Source organism: Streptomyces ochraceiscleroticus (genome assembly GCF_000720485.1).
GTDB classification, from domain to species: domain Bacteria; phylum Actinomycetota; class Actinomycetes; order Streptomycetales; family Streptomycetaceae; genus Streptomyces; species Streptomyces ochraceiscleroticus.
In genome coordinates, this window is record NZ_JOAX01000004.1 from 117,256 (window position 1) to 134,228 (window position 16,973).

Consider the following 16,973-nt stretch of genomic DNA (forward strand, 5'->3'; position numbering starts at 1 on the left):
CGGGCCTTCGGAGCGGCAGCGTGTCGGGGAGGATCTCTGTCGAGGGAGCAGAAGGAGTCAGCGTGGAAGACACCGGGACAAGCAGCGGGACGGGGCACCGGCGGCGTCCGCAGCAACTGCTGCTTGCGCTGCTCGGTACGTTCGTCCTGGATCGCCGGGAGGAGCCGACGCCCTCCCGCGTCTTCATCGAGTTGCTCGGTGACCTCGGAGTCAACGAGATGGCGACGCGCGCCACGCTGAGCCGCATGGTCGGAAAGGGACTGCTGGACAAGCGGAAGGACGGGCGGATCGTCGTCTATGGCCTCACCGCCGAAGCCGAGAAGATGATCCGCGACGCGGGCAAGCGGGTACGTTCGTCGTCGCCGTTCACCCCCGCCGATGACACGTGGACGCTGTTCACCTTCTCCTTGCCCGAGAGCCGACGGGAGGCACGTGACCAGCTACGGGCACGCCTGGTGTGGGCCGGCTTCGGCTGCCTGCGCGACGGACTGTGGATCGCGCCGGGCCGCCCCGATCTCGACGACGCCTTGAGCCCTCTGACCGACTCCATGGCGGACGTGGGCGGCTTCCTCGCGCAGCCCCTTCCCGGCACCCCGATGACCGCCTTCGTTGAGCGGGCCTGGGATCTGGTGGGCCTGCGCGCCGAGCACGACCGTTTTCTGGATCGGTGGGGCCGTGGATCTGTGCCCAGGGGAAATCCGGCCATGGTACTGACCTCCTTGGTCGCCGATTGGCTGCAACTGCTCCGCGCCGATCCCGGGCTGCCGGCGCGGTACCTGCCTGCGGACTGGCCGTCGTCGAAGTCCTCGGACACGTACTGGAACCTCTGGGAACAACTGGAGAAGCCCGCGCACGACGCCTTCGACGAGCTGGCCGGTTCGGCGCGCTTCTAGGCGGGCGTCACACGGACGGGGATGCTCGCCCAGCCCTTGAGGGTGTTGTTGAGTTTCGGCACCGGCTCCCCGGCGAGTTCGACACCGCTGACCCGGGAAGCGAGTGCGGTGAGCACAAGGTCCGCTTCGAGGCGGGCGATGGGCTGGCCCACGCACTGGTGCACACCCATGCCGAAAGCCACGTGACCTCCTGCCCGGTGGGTGATGTCGAAGCTGTCCGCGCCCACGCCCCAGTGCCGCGGGTCCCGGTTGGCCGACCCGAGGAAGAGCAGCACCTTGGTGCCCTCCGGGATGCGGACCCCGGCGACCTCGGTGTCGCGCGCAGTGGTGCGGAAGAACGTCTGCACCGGCGATTCAAAGCGCAGCGCCTCGTCGAAGGCGAACTTGGCCAGCGAGGGATCGGCGTGCAGGCGCCGCCACTGCTCGGGGTGCGTGGCCAGTGCGTACAGGGAGTTGGCGATGCCGTACACGGTCGTGTCGACACCGGCGCTCAGCAGGGACCGCACGAGCAGCGGTGCCTGCTCGTGGGTGACCTCGCCGCGGTCGGCTGCCTCCCAGATCCGGGCACCGAAACCACCAGGGGCCAGCGACTCCCGGCGGCAGCTTTTCATGCCCCATTCCTGGACCGGAGCCGCCGTCTCCAGTGCGGCTTCGAGCAGGTCGTTGTGCGGGCCGAAGGCGTTGAACGCCAGCGCTCCGTAGGGCAGCAGGTTCTCCCGACCGCGCTCGGGCAGACCGACGGCGTCGGGGAACACCTTCAGTGGGTAGACCTCGGCGAGGTCGGTGACCGCATCGAACGTGCCGCGCGCCACCAGCCGATCGGCCAGCTCCTCGGCGAAGGGCCGGAAGGTCGCCCGCAGTTCGCGCACGGCACGGGGCGAGATGACTCCAGCCATCGCTCGGCGTGCCACTGTGTGCTCCGGCGGGTCGGCCTCCAGCAACAGGCTTGGCGCCCGCCAGGGCTTCTCCTTCTTGAAGTCGGACAGCCCTGCTCCTCGGCTGGAGACGAAGGTCTCCCAGTTCTGCAACGAAGCGTAGACCTCTGTGTACCTGCCCATGGCGAGCACGCCGTAGCGTGCCAGCCGGACCACGGGCCCGGCATCCCGCAACCGCGCGTGGAAGTCGTACGGGTCGGTGAGGATGCCGTGCCCGAAGGGGTCATCGTCCAGGGCGGGCACCTTGACGTCGGCCACGGTGTCGCTGTTCATGTCGTGAGTCTCCCCGGGGTCAGAGGTCGAGGACGAGGCGCGGGCAGGCGGCGCGCGAGACGCAGATCATCATGGTGTCCATGGCGGCCTGCTCGCCGGCGGTCAGGAGAGAGTCCCGATGGTCGACCTCCCCGGCCAGGACGGGGGTTTCGCAGGTGCCGCACGTGCCTTCCTGGCAGGAGGACAGGACGTGCACGCCGGCCTCCTCGACAGCTTGCAGGATCGTCTTCTGCGGAGGCACCGTCACCGTGACACCGGTCTGGGCGAGTTCCACCTCGAAGGGTTTGTCCAGTACCGGGGCGTTGTGTTCCTTGGGCGCGAAGCGCTCGACATGCAGTGCCCCGGTGGGCCACGCCGCGCAGTGCTGGTCGATGGCCTTCAGCAACGGTTCGGGGCCACAGCAGTAGACCAAGGTGTCCTTGTCCGGGGCACCGAGCAGAGTTCCGAGATCGAGGATCCCGTACTCGTCCTGAGGGCGGAGCGCCACGCGCTCTCCGTAGGCCGCCGTCAGGTGGCCGCTGAAGGCCATGGTGGCTCGGCTGCGGCCACCATAGCCGAGGGTCCACTCCGCTCCGGCGGCCTCGGCCGCGGCGACCATGGGCACGATCGGGGTGATGCCGATGCCTCCGGCGATGAAGACGTAGCGCTCGGCCTTGGCCAGCGTGAAGTGGTTGCGCGGTCCGCGGACCCGTACGGTGCTCTCTTCCCGCAGCTCGTCGTGGATCCGCCGGGAACCGCCGCGGCTGTCCGGCTCGCGCAGGACGGCGACCCGCCACATGGAGCGGTCCGCAGGATCGGAGCACAGCGAGTACTGCCGCACCAGATTTGGAGCGAGCATCAGGTCGAGGTGGGCACCGGGGGTCCAGTCGGGGAGGTCCGCGCCGTTCGGGTCACGCAGTTCCAGCGATATGACGCTGTCCGCCTCAGCGGTTCTGCGGGTGACCACCAGGTCGAGTTCGGCTTCCTCATGGTTGCCGTTCATGGCTCGGCTCGTCTCCTCTCAGATCTCGGGGCCGGTGCGGCAAGCGGCTTGCGGGGCGGAGAGGGAGGTTGCTCCCTCTGCCGGCCGAGCCGTCGACATGGTTGTCGGGGTGGGCGAGCAGCCACTGCCACAGCTCAACCGGCCCCTCGGCCTCGTACGACGTACCGCACCAGCACCAACCGCGCAGGCGGTCCGTGCCGGGGACCCAGACGACGCGGTAGACAGCGTCACCGGTCAGCATGGCGGAGGGGGCAGGGCGGGACATGCTCATGACACAGCCAGGGATTGCCGCTCGTTCGTGCCCCTCGCTTCCGAACCGGCCTCGGTCAGGCGCTTGAGGAGGCGACGGGCAGCCAGTCCACCGGTGTCGATGTTGATGCTGAGCTCCTGCGCTCCGGCCGACTCGGAGGCAATCACCTGCTCGAGCTTGTCCAGGGCCGCGACGTCCTGGAGAACCACGGTGCGGTTGTTCTCCCGAAGGAAGTCGGAGACCTCCTGGTCCTCCAGGGCGAAGTCGCGGGCCACGGCCCAGAAGTCGTGCGTGCTGTGCTCGGTCTCGGGGGTAATGGCATAGACGACCTCGACGTGGAAGGCGTGCAGGTCACTGCCGTCCGCGTTCGGGCCGGGCGCACCGACAGGGGCGATGCGGGAGTGCAACAGGTACAGGCACGGGGCGTGGTACTCGATGTCCTGCCAGCGGGTGATGCGCCCGGTGATCCCGGTGGACTTGGCATAAAACGGCGGGCACTCCGCGTCGTCCATGTGGCGGCTGACGTGAACAACGCCGGCTGCCTCATCGACCTCGGTGGTGATGGGCGTCTCCGCCACCTCAGGGGTACCGATGTAGCCGCCGTGCAGGTACGTCTCGTGAGAAAGGTCCAGCAGGTTGTCGACGAGGAGTCCGTACCGGGCCGCCAAGGGCTCCATGCCGCAGACAGTCGTGTACCTCGGCGAGTCCAGCCACGGACTACGTGGGATCAGGGTCTCATCGGCCTTGTCGCGCTCGCCGATCCACACCCACACGAAGGAGTCCTGCTCCTTGACGGGGTAGGTGTTCAACCGGGCCGTGCGCGGCACGCGGGCCTGGCCAGGAACCGCCGTGCACACGCCGTTCGCACCGTAGGTGAAGCCGTGGTAGCCGCAGACGACGCTGTCACCCACCAGACGGCTCGGCGTCTCCGACAACGGGAAGCGGCGGTGAATACAACGGTCGGCCATCGCGGCGACCTCGCCGGCTTCCGTACGCCACAGGAGAACCGACTCCCCGCACACCGTGCGGGTGAACAGCTCGCGGCCCACCTCATGGGCATACGCGGCGACGTACCACTGATTACGAGGGAATGGTGACACGGCTCCTCCAACAAGGCACGGGGAACAGCTTGTGGCGCGGTCAGAGCCCACAATGCCGTCCGCCACCACACCAAATCAGCGCCGCTTCCGGATAACGGAAGCAGAGGGAGGATCTCCTGAGGCCCGTGTCAGACCTCTGGCCCCCCGGTCATGGCTGCTTCAGCGCATCCCACCACTGCTCGGCGAGCACATCCACCAACTGCTCACGGTCATGCGGAGCCTGACGCACAGCCGTGAAATACATGGTCCTCTCCATCTGAGTGATCAGCGTGACGAGACGCAGTCGCTCACGATCGCGGTCTGCCCCGTCCGTGAACGCGGCCAGATGCCTCGTCATGGCATCCGCCGCACGGTAGACACTCTCGAACCAGCGGGCCGCCACCTTGGGCTCAACGGCCACTGCCTGCTCGAAGGCCTCGAAGCGGAGCCTGTCGCGCTCCCACCAGGCGACAGCGCGGTCGACCCACTCACGGACCGACTCCAGGGAAGGGTCCGCGATCTCATCGAGACGGCGATGGAACGCCACCACCGTGGGCTCGATGCGTTCCAGCAGGGCGATGACCACTTCGGCCTTACTCGGGAAGTGCAGGTAGAACGTGGCCCGGCTGGCTCCCGCCGCCGAGGCGATGTGTGCCGTGCTCACCGCCGCGTAGCCCCTGTCACGAAAGGCCTCGAAGGCCGCATCGACGAGCCGCTCCCGCGTGAGTCGCTTCTGGGCCTCCCGCAAGGACTCACCGGCCGACTGGCCCGCTTTGCTTGCTTCCGTCACTCGTGTCACGCCCCTGCGTCCGCCGGCTGCCCGCTCCGGCCAGGGTGCGGCGTCGCCCCACCCACCGAAGTCGCGATCATGCCAGCAAATTTACCACTGGACGCGTATCTCTTTACTAGACACGCGTCTAGCCTAGTGGCATGGTGGCCCGCACCACGCCAGTTCTGCCGCTTACCGGCAGGCGAGCTCAAGGAGGAGTCGGATGAAGCTGGAAGGAAAGGTCGCTTTCGTCACCGGAGCCGCTTCAGGCATCGGGGCCGCGACGGCCCGGCTGTTCGCCGCCGAGGGAGCCACGGTCATCGGAGCGGACCTGTCCGCCGAGAAGGTCAAGGACGCGCTCAAGAGCGTCGACGGGGCTGACGGCATCGGTCTGGACGTCAGCGACAGTGCCGCGGTGAACGCCGCTTTCGCCTCGGTGGAACGCGAGCACGGGCGTCTCGACGTCCTGGTCAACGCTGCGGGTGTCAACGCACCGACCAAGAAGGCCAACGACCGTCTGGTCGAGATCAACGTAGCGGCGTTCCAGGCCGCGGGCCGAGGGGAGGCCTACCACCCCGACTTCCTGAGCGAGACCACGGACGAGGACTTCACCAAGGTCCTGGCGGTCAACCTGGTCGGGCCGTTCTACTGTCTGCGCGCGGCGGCTCCACTGATGCGCAGGAGCGGTGGCGGCTCGGTCGTCAACATCGCCAGCGTGGCCGCGCTGGTGGGCGCGCCCATGCCGCTGTACTACCCGGCGTCCAAGGCGGGAGTCCTGGGGCTCACCCGGGCCGCGGCCGGCGAGCTGGCCCCGCACCACATCCGGGTCAACGCGGTTGCCCCCGGCGCGGTGGACACCCCGCTGCTGAACGCACAGCCGCCGGAGATCGTGGCCGGCCTCGTCTCGATGCAGCCCATCAAGCGGCCCGCCACGCCCGACGAGCTGGCCCGCACCATGCTCTTCCTCGCGTCCGACGACGGCGCCTACTACACGGGCCAGACCCTTTCACCGTCCGGCGGCCTGCACATGTGACCGGGCGGTCTTCTCGTCATGAACCTTCCACACAGGAGAGGCACAACCGTGATCAACGAAGACCACAGCGGACTGGACGCCGCAGCCCTGCGCAGGATCCAGGCCACCATCGAGAGCGACATCGAAGCCGGACGGTACGACGGCGCCAACATCATCGTCGCGCGGCACGGTGAGATCGGCCTTCATGCCTCGATCGGCTGGTCCGACCGGAAGGCCGGCCGCACCGCCGCTCCCGACGACATCTACCGGATCTTCTCGATGACCAAGGCGTTCACCAACGTCCTCGCCCTGCAGGCGATAGACCGCGGCGAACTGGCGCTCACCACCCGGGTCGTCGACGTCATACCCGAGTTCTACGGTCGCGACCGCTTCCGCACAGCGCGCAAGGACAGGGTCAACCTCGCTCATCTGCTCACCCACCGCGCGGGCCTGGTGACCACGCCGACGCCGCTGCCGTACGACGAGCTGGGCGACCTCGGCAAGGTCATCGACGCCATCTGCCAGCTCGATGTGGTCGGGGAACCCGGCACGACGCTCAACTACTCACCGGCGCTGAACCACGCGCTGATCGCCGAGATGGTCCGCCGCGCCACCGGCGCCGAGTCGGTGCGCGACTTGATGAAGCAGGAGATCTTCGAGCCCCTCGGCATGGGCAGCACGGCTCTCGGCGCCCCCCGGAAGTGGGCCGAGCGCTACGTACCCGTCCGAGCGAGTTTTCCGGACGGCGGCTGGCTGTCCAGCGCGGATGTCGAGGTGATGGAGGAGATCATCACCGAGGAAGCCGAGATGCCCTGGGTCGGTGCCGTGTCCACGGCCCGGGACATCCACTCCTTCGCCGAGATGCTGCGCCGCCGCGGCGAGTACGACGGCAAGCGCGTCCTCTCCCCCGCGATCCTGGATCTGGCCACCACCAACCAGACCGGCGATCTGCCCAACGACCTCTACCGGGCACTGGCCGAGGCGCGCGGCTGGGACGTGCCGCCGGGCAACTTCGGTCTCGGTTTCGCCCTGTCCGGAACCGGCACGCACGCGTCCTTCTTCGGCTCGACCACCAGCCCGCGTACGCACGGCAACTACGGCGCCGGCTCCACGCTGTTCTGGGTGGACCCCGAACGGGACCTGACCTTCGTCTGCCTGACTGCGGGCGTCATGGAGGAGAGCGAAAACGTCCTCCGCTTCCAGCGACTGTCGACGTTGGCCGCGGCCGCCGCGCTCTGACCCGGCCGTTCCCTGCCGACCTCTCCCCCGGCGGGTCGGCGGGAAGTGCGCCCTTTCTCTGCCGGGGAGTTCGGCGCCCATGCCGTTGATCCCCTTGTTCCCCTCCTCCCCCTCATCCTCGGAGTGATCAACAGATGACTCAGCTCGCCGGCCGACCGGCCCCACCGTCGGAGTTCGACCTCTTCAGCGACGCGTATCTGCGCGACCCGGCCTCGGCCTTCGTCCGTGCCCGTAAAGAAGCACCGGTCTTCTGGAATGAAGCGCTCGGCACATGGGTGGTCACCCGCCGCGCCGACATCGACGCCGTCCTCATGGACTGGGAGACCTGGTCCTGCGAGGCCAACGGCGGACGGCTTCCCGTGCCCGACGAGTACGCCGATGTCGTACCGCCTGAGCTGATGGCCGAAATCATGATCGGTATGGATCCGCCGAAGCACACGGCGGCCCGCAAGGTCGCCCAGCGCGGATTCCTCAAGCCGGTCATCGAAGCCCTCGCGCCGGAGATCGAGGCCCGCGCGCACCGGATCCTCGACGGCTTCGCTCATCTCGGCGCCGCCGAGCTGATGGAGACGTACTGCCTGGAGCTGACGACCCAGACGCTGATGGCTCTGCTCGGCCTGTCCGCCGAGGACGAGCCGATGATGCGCCAGCTGCGCGACGATCACTTCCGGGTGCTGGCGAGCGGCCGCGAGCCGATGCCGGAGCCCGAGCGCAGCGAGGTCTGGGCCCGCTACGTCGCTGCCCAGCTGCGCCTGCGGCAGCTCGCGCAGGAACGCCGGGACGGTGACGGCGGCGACATCATCAGCCTGATGGCCATGGCAAAGAACCGGGAAGGCAACGATGCGCTGTCCGTGGAGCGCATCGCCATGCACCTCACGGAGTTCGCCGCGGCCGGCACCGATACCACCGCGCAGGCCATGGCCAACGCGATCCTCTTCCTGTCGGACGCCCCCGAGCAACGTGCCGAAGCGCAGGCCGATCCGACCCTCTGGGCCCGGGTGTTCGAGGAGACCGTACGGCGTCGCCCCTCCGCGCCATTCGCCTCGCGCGTGGCCACCCACGACGCGGAGATCGCCGGAGTGACCATCCCCGAAGGCGACATCGTGTGGCTGGCGCTGGCCAGTGCCAACACCGACTCGGCCGCGGTCGTCGACCCCATGCGCTTCGACATCCACCGCGACGGGCTCGACGACCACGACCACTACGCCTTCACCAAGGGCCGCCACACCTGCCTGGGTGCGCCCCTCGGCCGTACCCAAGGCGCCATCGGACTGCGCGTGGCCTACGAGCGGCTGCCCGGTCTGCGAGCCGTGCCCGACCAGAAGCAGGACTTCCTTCCCCTAGCCATGCTGCCCATCCGCCGCAGCCTCCAGGTCACTTGGACCCCGAGCGACGCCAAGGCCCCCGAGAGCAAGGAGCACTGAGATGACCGCCTTCGTCCGCAACCAGTGGTACGTCGCCGCCTACGGCCGTGAAGTGGGCCGCGAGCTGCTTGGCCGCACCATCCTGGGCGAGCCGATCCTGCTGTACCGCACCGAGGACGGCCGTGCCGTGGCCATGTCCGACCGCTGCGTGCACCGGCGCTTCCCGCTCTCGCAGGCGCCGAGCCGTCTGGACGGCGACCGGGTGGTCTGCGGCTACCACGGCTTCACCTACGGCACCGACGGCGGGTGCGTGTACGTTCCCGGGCAGCAGCGCATCCCCCGTACGGCCCGGCTGAACACCTACCCGGTGATCGAGCAGGACTCCTTTGTCTGGGTGTGGATCGGCGACCGTGAGCCGGGCGACACGGTGCCACCGCGCGCGCCGTGGATGGACTCGCCCGACTACACCGTCGTCTCCGGCATGGAGCCCATCGACGGCGACTACGGGCTGCTGGTCGACAACCTCATGGACCTCTCCCACGAGACGTACCTGCACGGCGGCTACATCGGCACCCCCGAGGTCGCGGAGACCCCCATCACCACCGAGGTCGACGACGCCGCCGGCGTTGTGTACGTCAGCCGGCACATGCACGACGCGGAATGCCCGCCCTTCTATGCCAAGTCCACTGGCATCGAGGGGCGCATTACCCGCTGGCAGGACATCGAGTACCACGCGCCGGGCCTCTACCTGCTGCACTCCCGCATCGCGCCGGTGGGTGCACCCGCCCCCAACGCCGACGGCAGCGACCCGCACGCCTTCCACACCGAGGTCGTCTACGGCATCACACCGTCGACGGAGACGACCACCTACGACTTCTGGGCGGTGGCCCGCGACTTCGCCCTCGGAGACCAGGAGGTCACCGACTTCTTGCGAGAGAACAACCACACCGTGGTCATGCAGGACGTCGTCGCCCTCAATGTGCTCCAGCAGTCCCTGAGCACCGAGAAGGCCGGCTACCAGGAGCTGAGCATCAACATCGACACCGGTGGCCTGGCCGCCCGCCGCATCCTCGCCCGCCTGGCGCAGGCCAACACCGAGCAGCGCTCCGTGGCAACGGCCCGATGAACCCGCTGCACCCCACCGTTCTCACCGGCGACAACGTCTTCCGCATCCACTGGATCCTCGGAACCGACAGGCTGTTGGCCGTCTGCCACTGCGGGGCTGAACGCGAATTCGAAGATCCGGTACTGCTGTGGGACTGGCTCCTGGGCCATCCCAACGACCACCGGGCCGGTCCTGAGTCCGAACCTGCCGTCGCCCCCCAGCCCCTCCACGAGGTCTTCGCCTGAAGGCCGCCCGGCTCAGCAAGGAAAGCACCATGACCACCACGACGCCTGCGCGCACCGAGGTCGAACTCGACCTGCGCCTGGAGCGCAAGGAGACCCTCGCCGACGGGGTCGTCCGTCTCATCCTGAAACACCCTGCGGGCGAGCCGCTTCCCGCTTGGGAGCCCGGCGCCCACATCGACCTGCTCCTCGGCCCGGACCTCGTCCGCCAGTACTCCCTGTGCGGCGACCCCGCCGACCGCTCCGTCCTCCAGGTGGCCGTCCTTCGCGAGGTGGCGGGCCGCGGCGGCTCCCGCCACGTGCACGACGCACTCGTCGAGGGAGACACCGTCCGGGTACGCGGTCCCCGCAACCACTTCGCCCTGGTCGACGCCCCGCGGTACCTGTTCATCGCGGGTGGCATCGGCATTACCCCCATACTCCCGATGATCAGCGAAGCCGAACAGCGCGGTGCGCACTGGCGGCTCATCTACGGCGGACGCACCCGCACGACCATGGCCTTCGCCGGGCAACTGGCCCAGACCTACCCAGACCGAGTGGAACTCCGTCCCCAGGACGAGACCGGCCACCTCGACCTCCAGACGCTGCTCGGGACGCCGCAGCAGGACACGGCGATGTACTGCTGCGGCCCCGAGCCGCTGCTCAACGCGGTCGAGGAAGCGTGCGCCGGCTGGCCCGAAGGCGCCCTGCACATCGAGCGGTTCGTGCCGAAGGCACGCGAAGACGACGGCCCCGCCACTGCCTTCGAAGTCGAACTCGCGCAGTCCGGCCTGACCCTGACGGTGCCGACGGACCGCTCCATCCTGGAGGTGGTCGAGGAGGCCGGGGTCGACGTCCTGTCCTCCTGCCAGGAGGGCACCTGCGGCAGCTGCGAGACCGCCGTGCTGGCAGGCGAGCCCGACCACCGCGACTCGCTGCTCAGCGAGAGGGAGCGAGCTGCCGGAGAAGTGATGTTCGTGTGCGTCTCCCGGTCCCGCTCTCCCCGCCTGGTCCTCGACCTGTGATTCACCGTCACCGCGCGGCCCGGCCCCCAGCAGGGCCAAAGACTGGTGCCGCGCGGTGACGGTCCCGGGTGGTCCCACCGGTGACCACCGCGACTCCGGACGTCACAACGCCTCCAGAACCGCGTTGCTGAACTCGGCGGTCAAGGCGGCTCCGCCCTGGTCACGGGTGAGTGCTCGCCCGATGCGGTAGACCTGCCCGACCGCCGCATCGATCCTGGCGGCGGCGGCAGGTTGTCCGAGGTAATCGAGCATCATGGCGGCCGACAGCATCTGGGCCGTCGGGTTGATCACGCCCTGTCCGACGATGTCGGGTGCCGTGCCGTGTGCGGGCTCGAAATAGGCGTAGTCGTCGCCATAGCAACCGCTGGGCGCCATCCCGAGGCCGCCGACCAGCGCGGCCGCGGCGTCGGACAAGATGTCGCCGTACATGTTCGGCAGGAGCACCACGTCCAGCTCTGCGGGACTCGCGACGAGCCGCCGGGCCAGGTCATCGGCCAGGTAACTGGTCACCCTGACGTCGGGATAGCCCGCGGCCACCTCGAGGGCCACCTCGCGGAAGAGACCGTCCGTACGTGGAAGGACGTTGTGCTTGGTCCCGATGGCGACGTGGCCGGTGCGCCCGGACTCCACCGCCCGCTGTCGGGCCAGGTCGAAGGCGATCCGGGCCACCGCCGCCGTCCAGCGGCGGGTCACCACCTGCACCGCGAAGGCCCCGGGGCCGCCGGCGGCGATCGGGCGGCCTGTCCGATCCGTGAGGCCCCATCCCTCGGTGTCGGCGAGGTCGCCTTCCACGCCTGCGTAAAGTCCTTCGAGGTTCTCCCGCACGATCACCAGATCGAGCCGGGCGCCGTCACGCAACGGGCGGAGGGTGTTTGGCAGCGTGCGCACCGGGCGTACGTTTGCGTAGGTGCGCCTTCCCCACCGCAGGTACTGCAGGGCGGGTATCGAGCGCCCGCTCGCCGCACCGAACAGGGTCGCGTCTGCGGCATCGACGGCGGCCCGCACCGCGGTGAGGTCGTCAACGGCGTCCGGGGGGACACGAATCCAATCGACATCGGCTCCCGCCGCCTCGACGAGTCGAACCGTCGGCTCGACGACCTCCGGGCTGGCATCGTCCCCGGAGAAGACTGCGACCTTACTCATGGTGTTCTCCTCGGTCCCGGACTCGGGCGATACGGTCGGCCCCGAGTGTCCCGACCCAGATCTCGTTCCCTACGGGCGCGGCGACAGTAGCCAGCCCGAAGGTCGGGTCCTTGCTGCGGAACACCGTGCTCACCTCGGAGTTGGCCGGATCGATCCGCATGATGTTGTAGCCGGCCGGGCAGTCCGTCCCCTCTCCCGCATTGCAGGTGACGATGTCCTGGTACGTCAGGTCCTGACCGGTCGTCAGGATGGTTCCATCGGTGCCCCACCGAAGGTTGTCGGGCAGGAAGTCAAGCTTGGCGATGGTCCTCAGCGGACCTCCGGCCAGGGGCAACCGGACCACACGGCGCCCAGGCCAGGCCGCGACGATCACCGCATTCCCGTCGGGTGTCACAAGGAGGCCGTTCGGTCCTCCCATCGCGCTGCCCGGCACGGTCCGCCAACCGTTCCCGGTCCGCCAGACCCGGACGTCGCCGGTGTCCTCCCTGTCGAACATCGCCTTGAAGCTGTCCTTGCGCGCAGGGTCGAAGAAGTTGGTCACGGCGAAACCCGAACCGTCGGGCAGTGAGGCGACCCCGTTCCCCGAGGTGTGAGAGGGCATCAGCACACAACCGACCCAGGTGGCGACAGGGCGCGCCTTCGAGAGGTCGAGGTCGAACGCCTCGATCGCCTCGCGTCCGCCGTGGTTGACCACGAGCAGCTCGGCGCGGTCCGAAGCGGTGGTACGTACGTCGATGCCGTGGGGTGCCACCGTGGCCGCGTCCGGTGGCCCCGGGCAGTCCGGGTAGCGCTTCCGGTCCGGTCGGGGCGCCGGGGCATGGGCCGGCCAGACCTCCGTCACCTGCCTGTTCGTGGAGTCGACGGCCTCAAGCTTGCCGGGCTCCTTGCCGTGCTTCTGGGAGCTCACCACGACCCACGGCGTGCCGGGCACCGCGAACAGGTCCTCCGGACGCTGTACTCCGTTGATGAAGCTCTGCCTGGCGGGAGCCTGAGACGTCTTGCCCGCCGCCGGGGAACCCGGACCACCGTCTCCTGCCGTGCAGCCCGCCAGGATCAGGGTGAGGAGGGTGGCCCCTACAGCGCCGGCGGTGCGCAGCCTCGTTCTCGGACGGGTCACAGTGCCTGCTCCTTCCCGGAGAAGCCCGACCCGCTCGGCGCGGCGGGCAGGAGATCGGTCAACCCGAGGTTGGCCAGGCATCGGCCGAGCTCCGCTCGGTAGGTCTCGATGTTCGCGAGCTTCACCTCGTCGTAGCCGCGGACCAGTGCGGGAAGGCCGGCGACCTCGACGCACAGGTCCGCGTTCGTCGGCGACAACACCGTGCCCAGGGATTCGATGACCGTTCTGTACTCGGCCAGCAACTGCCGCTCCAGGCGTCGGATCCGGTCGCGGCCGAACGGGTCCAGCCTGGTGCCGCGCAGCACGCGCGCGGCGTAGAGCGCACGGAACACATGCCTGAACCACGGTCCCAACCGAATCTTGCGTGACATGCCAAGTGCCTTGAGGACCGGGGGGTGGAGGTTCCAGTGGAAGGTCTTCACCTCCCCGCCGGCGCTGTCGAGGACCCGCTGCAGCTCCTCCAGGTGCAGCCGTGCAACCTCGTACTCGTCCTTGTAGGCAGTCAGCTTGTGCAAGTTCTCGGCGACCGCCGTGGCGAGCCGCGTACTGCCAGGCACCCGCTCAGCCTCGATCGCGGCCACCTGTGCGACGACTCTCACGTAATCCTCGGCCAGCGCACGGTTCTGGAAGCGCACCAGGTCCTCGGCCCGGCTGCGCACCAGGTCCGCAACCCCGGCAGGCATGTCCAGTCCGGCGAGCGAGTCCGCCTCCGGCCGGCCTGACGACGGCCATGATCGAGCGGGGACGCGGGCGTCGAGCGCCGCCCGCAGCCGGTGCGGATGCGCCACCGCGGCGCGGCCCCAGCCGAATGCCGCGTGATTGGCTGCGACGGCGGTCCCGTTCATCGTGAAGACTTCCAGAATGGCTTCGGAAGACATGGGGAGGAGGCCGCGCTGGTAGGCAGCACCGAGCACGACCACGTTCGCCAGGACGTGGTTACCGACGAGGTGCTCGGCCACGGTGTTCGCCGCGATCGTCACCGTCCGTTCGGCACCGAAGAACTGCTCGGCCTCACGGCTCGCCTCATCGAGACGGGCCAGAGCGCCTTCCGTGTGGCCGACCATCTCGCCCGTGGGTGCCACATCGGTATTGAGCACCACGGAGGTCAAACCGGGCAGAACGGTCTCCACGGCGGGACCGCTCATGGCCACAAGGCTGTCGAGGGCGAGCAGGACGTCGCAGCCGCTCTCGCTCACCCGGTTTCCGGAGGGTGTCTGGTGTGCGACGAGAAGGTCGGACACCACAGGGCCGCCCTTCTGCGCGGTGCCGGTCTGGTCCAGGGCCGAGCACCTGTATCCGTCGAGCAGACCGGCCGTCGCCAGCACCTGGTTCACCGTGACAACGCCCGTGCCACCGACCCCCGCCATCCGGATCCTGACGAGACCGCCGTCCGGGACGGAAACCCGTTCGGGCTCGTCGCACAGTGGGGGGTCGAGCCGGTCCGGCCGCCGGCTGGCACGTTTGCCAGCGTTGGCACTGCGCGTAATCGTCACGAACGACGGGCAGTTGCCGTCCAGGCACGAGTAGTCGACGTTGCACGACGACTGATGTACCTGGGTCTTCTGCCCGAACTCGGTGTCGACGGGGTGCAGCGACAGACAGTTCGACGCTCGCGAGCAGTCGCCGCAGCCCTCGCAGACTCGCTCGTTGATCACGACGAGCTGCTTCGTCTTGGACTCCGAAGAGCGTTTACGAAAGCGCCGCTTCTGCAATGCGCACTCCTGGTCGTGCACCAGGGCGGTGACTCCGGAGACGTTGGCGAGGACGCGCTGCGCCTCTTCGAGCCGGTCCCGGCGCCACACAGTGGCGTTGGCGGCCAGCCGGACACCCTTGTAGCGGGCCGGCTCCTCAGTCGTGACGATGGTCCGCACCACGCCCTCGAGCTGGAGCAGCTTGGTCAGGTCGGGCACCGACATGGCGCCCTGTGGTGACTGTCCTCCCGTCATGGCGATCGCGGTGTTGTAGAGGATCTTGTAGGTCATCGTCACACCGGCCGCCACCACCTGACGCAGTGCGAGCTGGCCGGAGTGGAAGAAGGTCCCGTCGCCGATGTTCTGCACGAAGGCCGTGGGAGCGAGGAACGGGGCCATCCCCGCCCATTGGGCACCCTCGCCACCCATCTGTGTCATCCCGGTGAACTCGCCGAACCGCTCGTCCATCCCGACGACCATCAGGTGGCACCCGATTCCGCCGCCGACCGCGGTGCCCGCAGGCACTTGTGCGGATCGGTTGTGCGGGCATCCGGAGCAGAAGTAGGGCTGGCGAGATGGCAACGGCGACAGTCCCAATGGACGGCCCACCTGGGATGCACCGTTTCGGTGGGCCGTCGGCAGACGTCCGGCCGCTCGAGAGACGACGATGTCCGCCAGGCGACCGGGACCCAGCGTCCCGTACTCCGGGACGACCGGTTTACCGGACCCATCGGTCTTGCCGACAAGGGCCGGTGCGTCCGGTAGCCCGACCAGGGCGCGTGCCACCTCGAGCTCGATGAACGGGCGCTTCTCCTCGACGACCAGGACTTCGTCGAGGCCCGCGGCGAACTCGCGGATCGCGTCCCGAGACAGCGGCCACGGCATGCGGAGCTCGTAGAGGCGGATGCCCGCGCGCTGCAGTTCTTCGTCGTCGATGCCTGCTTCCCGCAGGCCGTGCCGCAAGTCCGCGTAGGTTTTGCCGGCGGCAACGATCCCCAGCCTGTCGGCCGGTCCCCACAGGGTGACGCGATTGAGCCCGTTGACCTCACCGTATCGACGGGCGACGTCGAGCTGCACGGTGGTCGTCCGCTCTTCGGCCGCCGTGGTGACGGGCGGCAGGACGCGCGCGTCGACCTTGTGCGTGAAGGACGGCCCGGCGTCTGAGACCGGGGCGGCCGCCGGCTCGACCACGACGCTCGCCGATCCGTCCGCGACGTCGGTGACGATCTTCATCCCGACCCACAGGCCGGAGAGGCGGGACAGCTCCACGGCGTGGTGGCCGAGCTCCAGCACGTCGGCGATGGTCCCGGGATAAAGGATGGGGAGGCCGAGGTCGCGCAGCGTGAGCTCCGAAGCGCTGGGCAGCGTCGACGATTTCGACGACGGATCATCGCCGACCAGTACGACGGCCCCGCTACGCGGGCCGGTGCCGGCCGCGTTGCCGTGCCGGATCGCGTCGGCGGCTCGATCGAGTCCTGGTGCCTTTCCGTACCACCAGCCGGTGACCCCTTCGACCCGCGCCCCGGGACGTCCCTCGACGAGCTGCGAGCCCAGCACTGTGGTAGCACCGAGCTCCTCGTTCACGCCGGGCTGGTGAACGACTCCCAGCTCACGGAGCATGTCCCGCTGCTTCTCCAGTTCGGTGTCGAGCCCGCCGAGCGGACTGCCCGGGTACCCGGAGACGAACCCCGCCGTGTCAAGGCCGGCCCCGACGTCGGTGCGGCGGCGCTCAACGATGACGCGGACGAGAGCCTGGATTCCGGTGAGGTGCACGAGCTCGCCGTATCCGCTGTACCGAGCGTCGAGAGTTGTGCTCGCAGGGCCCGGTCCGCCGTCTGTCACGCCGTCCCGTAGCGCCTCGGCCGCTCCCTCTGC

14 protein-coding genes are annotated in these 16,973 nt (G+C 68.9%); 7 read left to right on the forward strand and 7 right to left on the reverse strand.

Annotation, left to right across the window (positions count from 1 at the left end; all coding sequences use genetic code 11):
• Positions 1 to 62 precede the first annotated feature (62 nt).
• Complete coding sequence (locus IG84_RS0106380) at positions 63 to 893, forward strand: PaaX family transcriptional regulator (RefSeq protein ID WP_051861446.1); 831 nt, start codon at positions 63 to 65, stop codon at positions 891 to 893.
• On the opposite strand, the gene IG84_RS0106385 is transcribed toward IG84_RS0106380, so the two are convergent.
• The 4 genes from IG84_RS0106385 to IG84_RS0106400 form a co-directional block, all read right to left on the reverse strand.
• On the reverse strand, positions 890 to 2,101 hold the full coding sequence (locus tag IG84_RS0106385) for a cytochrome P450 (protein WP_031052311.1): 1,212 nt from the start codon (positions 2,099 to 2,101) through the stop codon (positions 890 to 892). The genes IG84_RS0106380 and IG84_RS0106385 overlap by 4 nt on opposite strands.
• A 19-nt stretch (positions 2,102 to 2,120) precedes the next feature.
• Positions 2,121 to 3,083 carry a PDR/VanB family oxidoreductase gene (locus tag IG84_RS0106390; RefSeq protein ID WP_031052313.1) on the reverse strand — a complete coding sequence of 321 codons (963 nt, stop codon included), beginning with the start codon at positions 3,081 to 3,083 and terminating at the stop codon, positions 2,121 to 2,123.
• 267 nt (positions 3,084 to 3,350) lie between these two features.
• On the reverse strand, positions 3,351 to 4,433 hold the full coding sequence (locus tag IG84_RS0106395) for an aromatic ring-hydroxylating oxygenase subunit alpha (RefSeq protein ID WP_031052315.1): 1,083 nt from the start codon (positions 4,431 to 4,433) through the stop codon (positions 3,351 to 3,353).
• Between the two features lie 148 nt (positions 4,434 to 4,581).
• Positions 4,582 to 5,202 (reverse strand): TetR/AcrR family transcriptional regulator, encoded by a 621-nt coding sequence (locus IG84_RS0106400; RefSeq protein ID WP_051861447.1) that lies wholly within the window; start codon positions 5,200 to 5,202, stop codon positions 4,582 to 4,584.
• 202 nt (positions 5,203 to 5,404) lie between these two features.
• On the opposite strand from IG84_RS0106400, the gene IG84_RS0106405 reads away from it, so the two are divergent.
• The 6 genes from IG84_RS0106405 to IG84_RS0106430 all read left to right on the forward strand — a co-directional run bounded on the left by IG84_RS0106405 (position 5,405) and on the right by IG84_RS0106430 (position 11,147).
• The gene (locus IG84_RS0106405; RefSeq protein ID WP_031052321.1) at positions 5,405 to 6,214 is read left to right on the forward strand and encodes an SDR family NAD(P)-dependent oxidoreductase; all 810 of its coding nucleotides are present in this window, start codon (positions 5,405 to 5,407) and stop codon (positions 6,212 to 6,214) included.
• A 48-nt stretch (positions 6,215 to 6,262) separates the two neighbouring features.
• Complete coding sequence (locus IG84_RS0106410) at positions 6,263 to 7,432, forward strand: serine hydrolase domain-containing protein (RefSeq protein ID WP_245659236.1); 1,170 nt, start codon at positions 6,263 to 6,265, stop codon at positions 7,430 to 7,432.
• A gap of 134 nt (positions 7,433 to 7,566) precedes the next feature.
• Positions 7,567 to 8,856: a cytochrome P450 gene (locus IG84_RS0106415; RefSeq protein ID WP_031052327.1), complete on the forward strand. Its 1,290-nt coding sequence runs from the start codon at positions 7,567 to 7,569 to the stop codon at positions 8,854 to 8,856.
• 1 nt (position 8,857) lies between these two features.
• Positions 8,858 to 9,922, forward strand: coding sequence for an aromatic ring-hydroxylating oxygenase subunit alpha (locus IG84_RS0106420; RefSeq protein ID WP_031052330.1), 1,065 nt, complete (start codon positions 8,858 to 8,860; stop codon positions 9,920 to 9,922).
• Positions 9,919 to 10,146, forward strand: a complete 228-nt coding sequence (locus tag IG84_RS0106425) for a hypothetical protein (RefSeq protein ID WP_031052332.1) — start codon at positions 9,919 to 9,921, stop codon at positions 10,144 to 10,146. The genes IG84_RS0106420 and IG84_RS0106425 overlap by 4 nt, the downstream gene beginning before the upstream one ends.
• Before the next feature lie 29 nt (positions 10,147 to 10,175).
• The gene (locus tag IG84_RS0106430; protein ID WP_031052334.1) at positions 10,176 to 11,147 is read left to right on the forward strand and encodes a PDR/VanB family oxidoreductase; all 972 of its coding nucleotides are present in this window, start codon (positions 10,176 to 10,178) and stop codon (positions 11,145 to 11,147) included.
• Positions 11,148 to 11,249: 102 nt separating this feature from the next.
• On the opposite strand, the gene IG84_RS0106435 is transcribed toward IG84_RS0106430, so the two are convergent.
• The 3 genes from IG84_RS0106435 to IG84_RS0106445 are packed head-to-tail and all read right to left on the reverse strand — an operon-like array spanning position 11,250 to position 16,940.
• The gene (locus IG84_RS0106435) at positions 11,250 to 12,290 is read right to left on the reverse strand and encodes an isocitrate/isopropylmalate family dehydrogenase (protein ID WP_031052336.1); all 1,041 of its coding nucleotides are present in this window, start codon (positions 12,288 to 12,290) and stop codon (positions 11,250 to 11,252) included.
• Positions 12,283 to 13,407 carry an SMP-30/gluconolactonase/LRE family protein gene (locus IG84_RS0106440; RefSeq protein WP_051861448.1) on the reverse strand — a complete coding sequence of 375 codons (1,125 nt, stop codon included), beginning with the start codon at positions 13,405 to 13,407 and terminating at the stop codon, positions 12,283 to 12,285. Before IG84_RS0106440 ends, IG84_RS0106435 begins: the two co-directional genes overlap by 8 nt.
• Complete coding sequence (locus tag IG84_RS0106445) at positions 13,404 to 16,940, reverse strand: indolepyruvate ferredoxin oxidoreductase family protein (RefSeq protein ID WP_063761757.1); 3,537 nt, start codon at positions 16,938 to 16,940, stop codon at positions 13,404 to 13,406. The genes IG84_RS0106440 and IG84_RS0106445 overlap by 4 nt, the downstream gene beginning before the upstream one ends.
• Between the last annotated feature and the right edge of the window lie 33 nt (positions 16,941 to 16,973).

Bases quoted from the DNA above. Each gene is read 5' to 3' on its own strand.
- IG84_RS0106385 (WP_031052311.1), bottom strand. From the start codon at position 2,101: ATGAACAGCGACACCGTGGCCGACGTCAAGGTGCCCGCCCTGGACGAT.
- IG84_RS0106390 (WP_031052313.1), bottom strand. From the start codon at position 3,083: ATGAACGGCAACCATGAGGAAGCCGAACTCGACCTGGTGGTCACCCGC.
- IG84_RS0106405 (WP_031052321.1), top strand. From the start codon at position 5,405: ATGAAGCTGGAAGGAAAGGTCGCTTTCGTCACCGGAGCCGCTTCAGGC.
- IG84_RS0106415 (WP_031052327.1), top strand. From the start codon at position 7,567: ATGACTCAGCTCGCCGGCCGACCGGCCCCACCGTCGGAGTTCGACCTC.
- IG84_RS0106420 (WP_031052330.1), top strand. From the start codon at position 8,858: ATGACCGCCTTCGTCCGCAACCAGTGGTACGTCGCCGCCTACGGCCGT.
- IG84_RS0106425 (WP_031052332.1), top strand. From the start codon at position 9,919: ATGAACCCGCTGCACCCCACCGTTCTCACCGGCGACAACGTCTTCCGC.
- IG84_RS0106430 (WP_031052334.1), top strand. From the start codon at position 10,176: ATGACCACCACGACGCCTGCGCGCACCGAGGTCGAACTCGACCTGCGC.
- IG84_RS0106435 (WP_031052336.1), bottom strand. From the start codon at position 12,290: ATGAGTAAGGTCGCAGTCTTCTCCGGGGACGATGCCAGCCCGGAGGTC.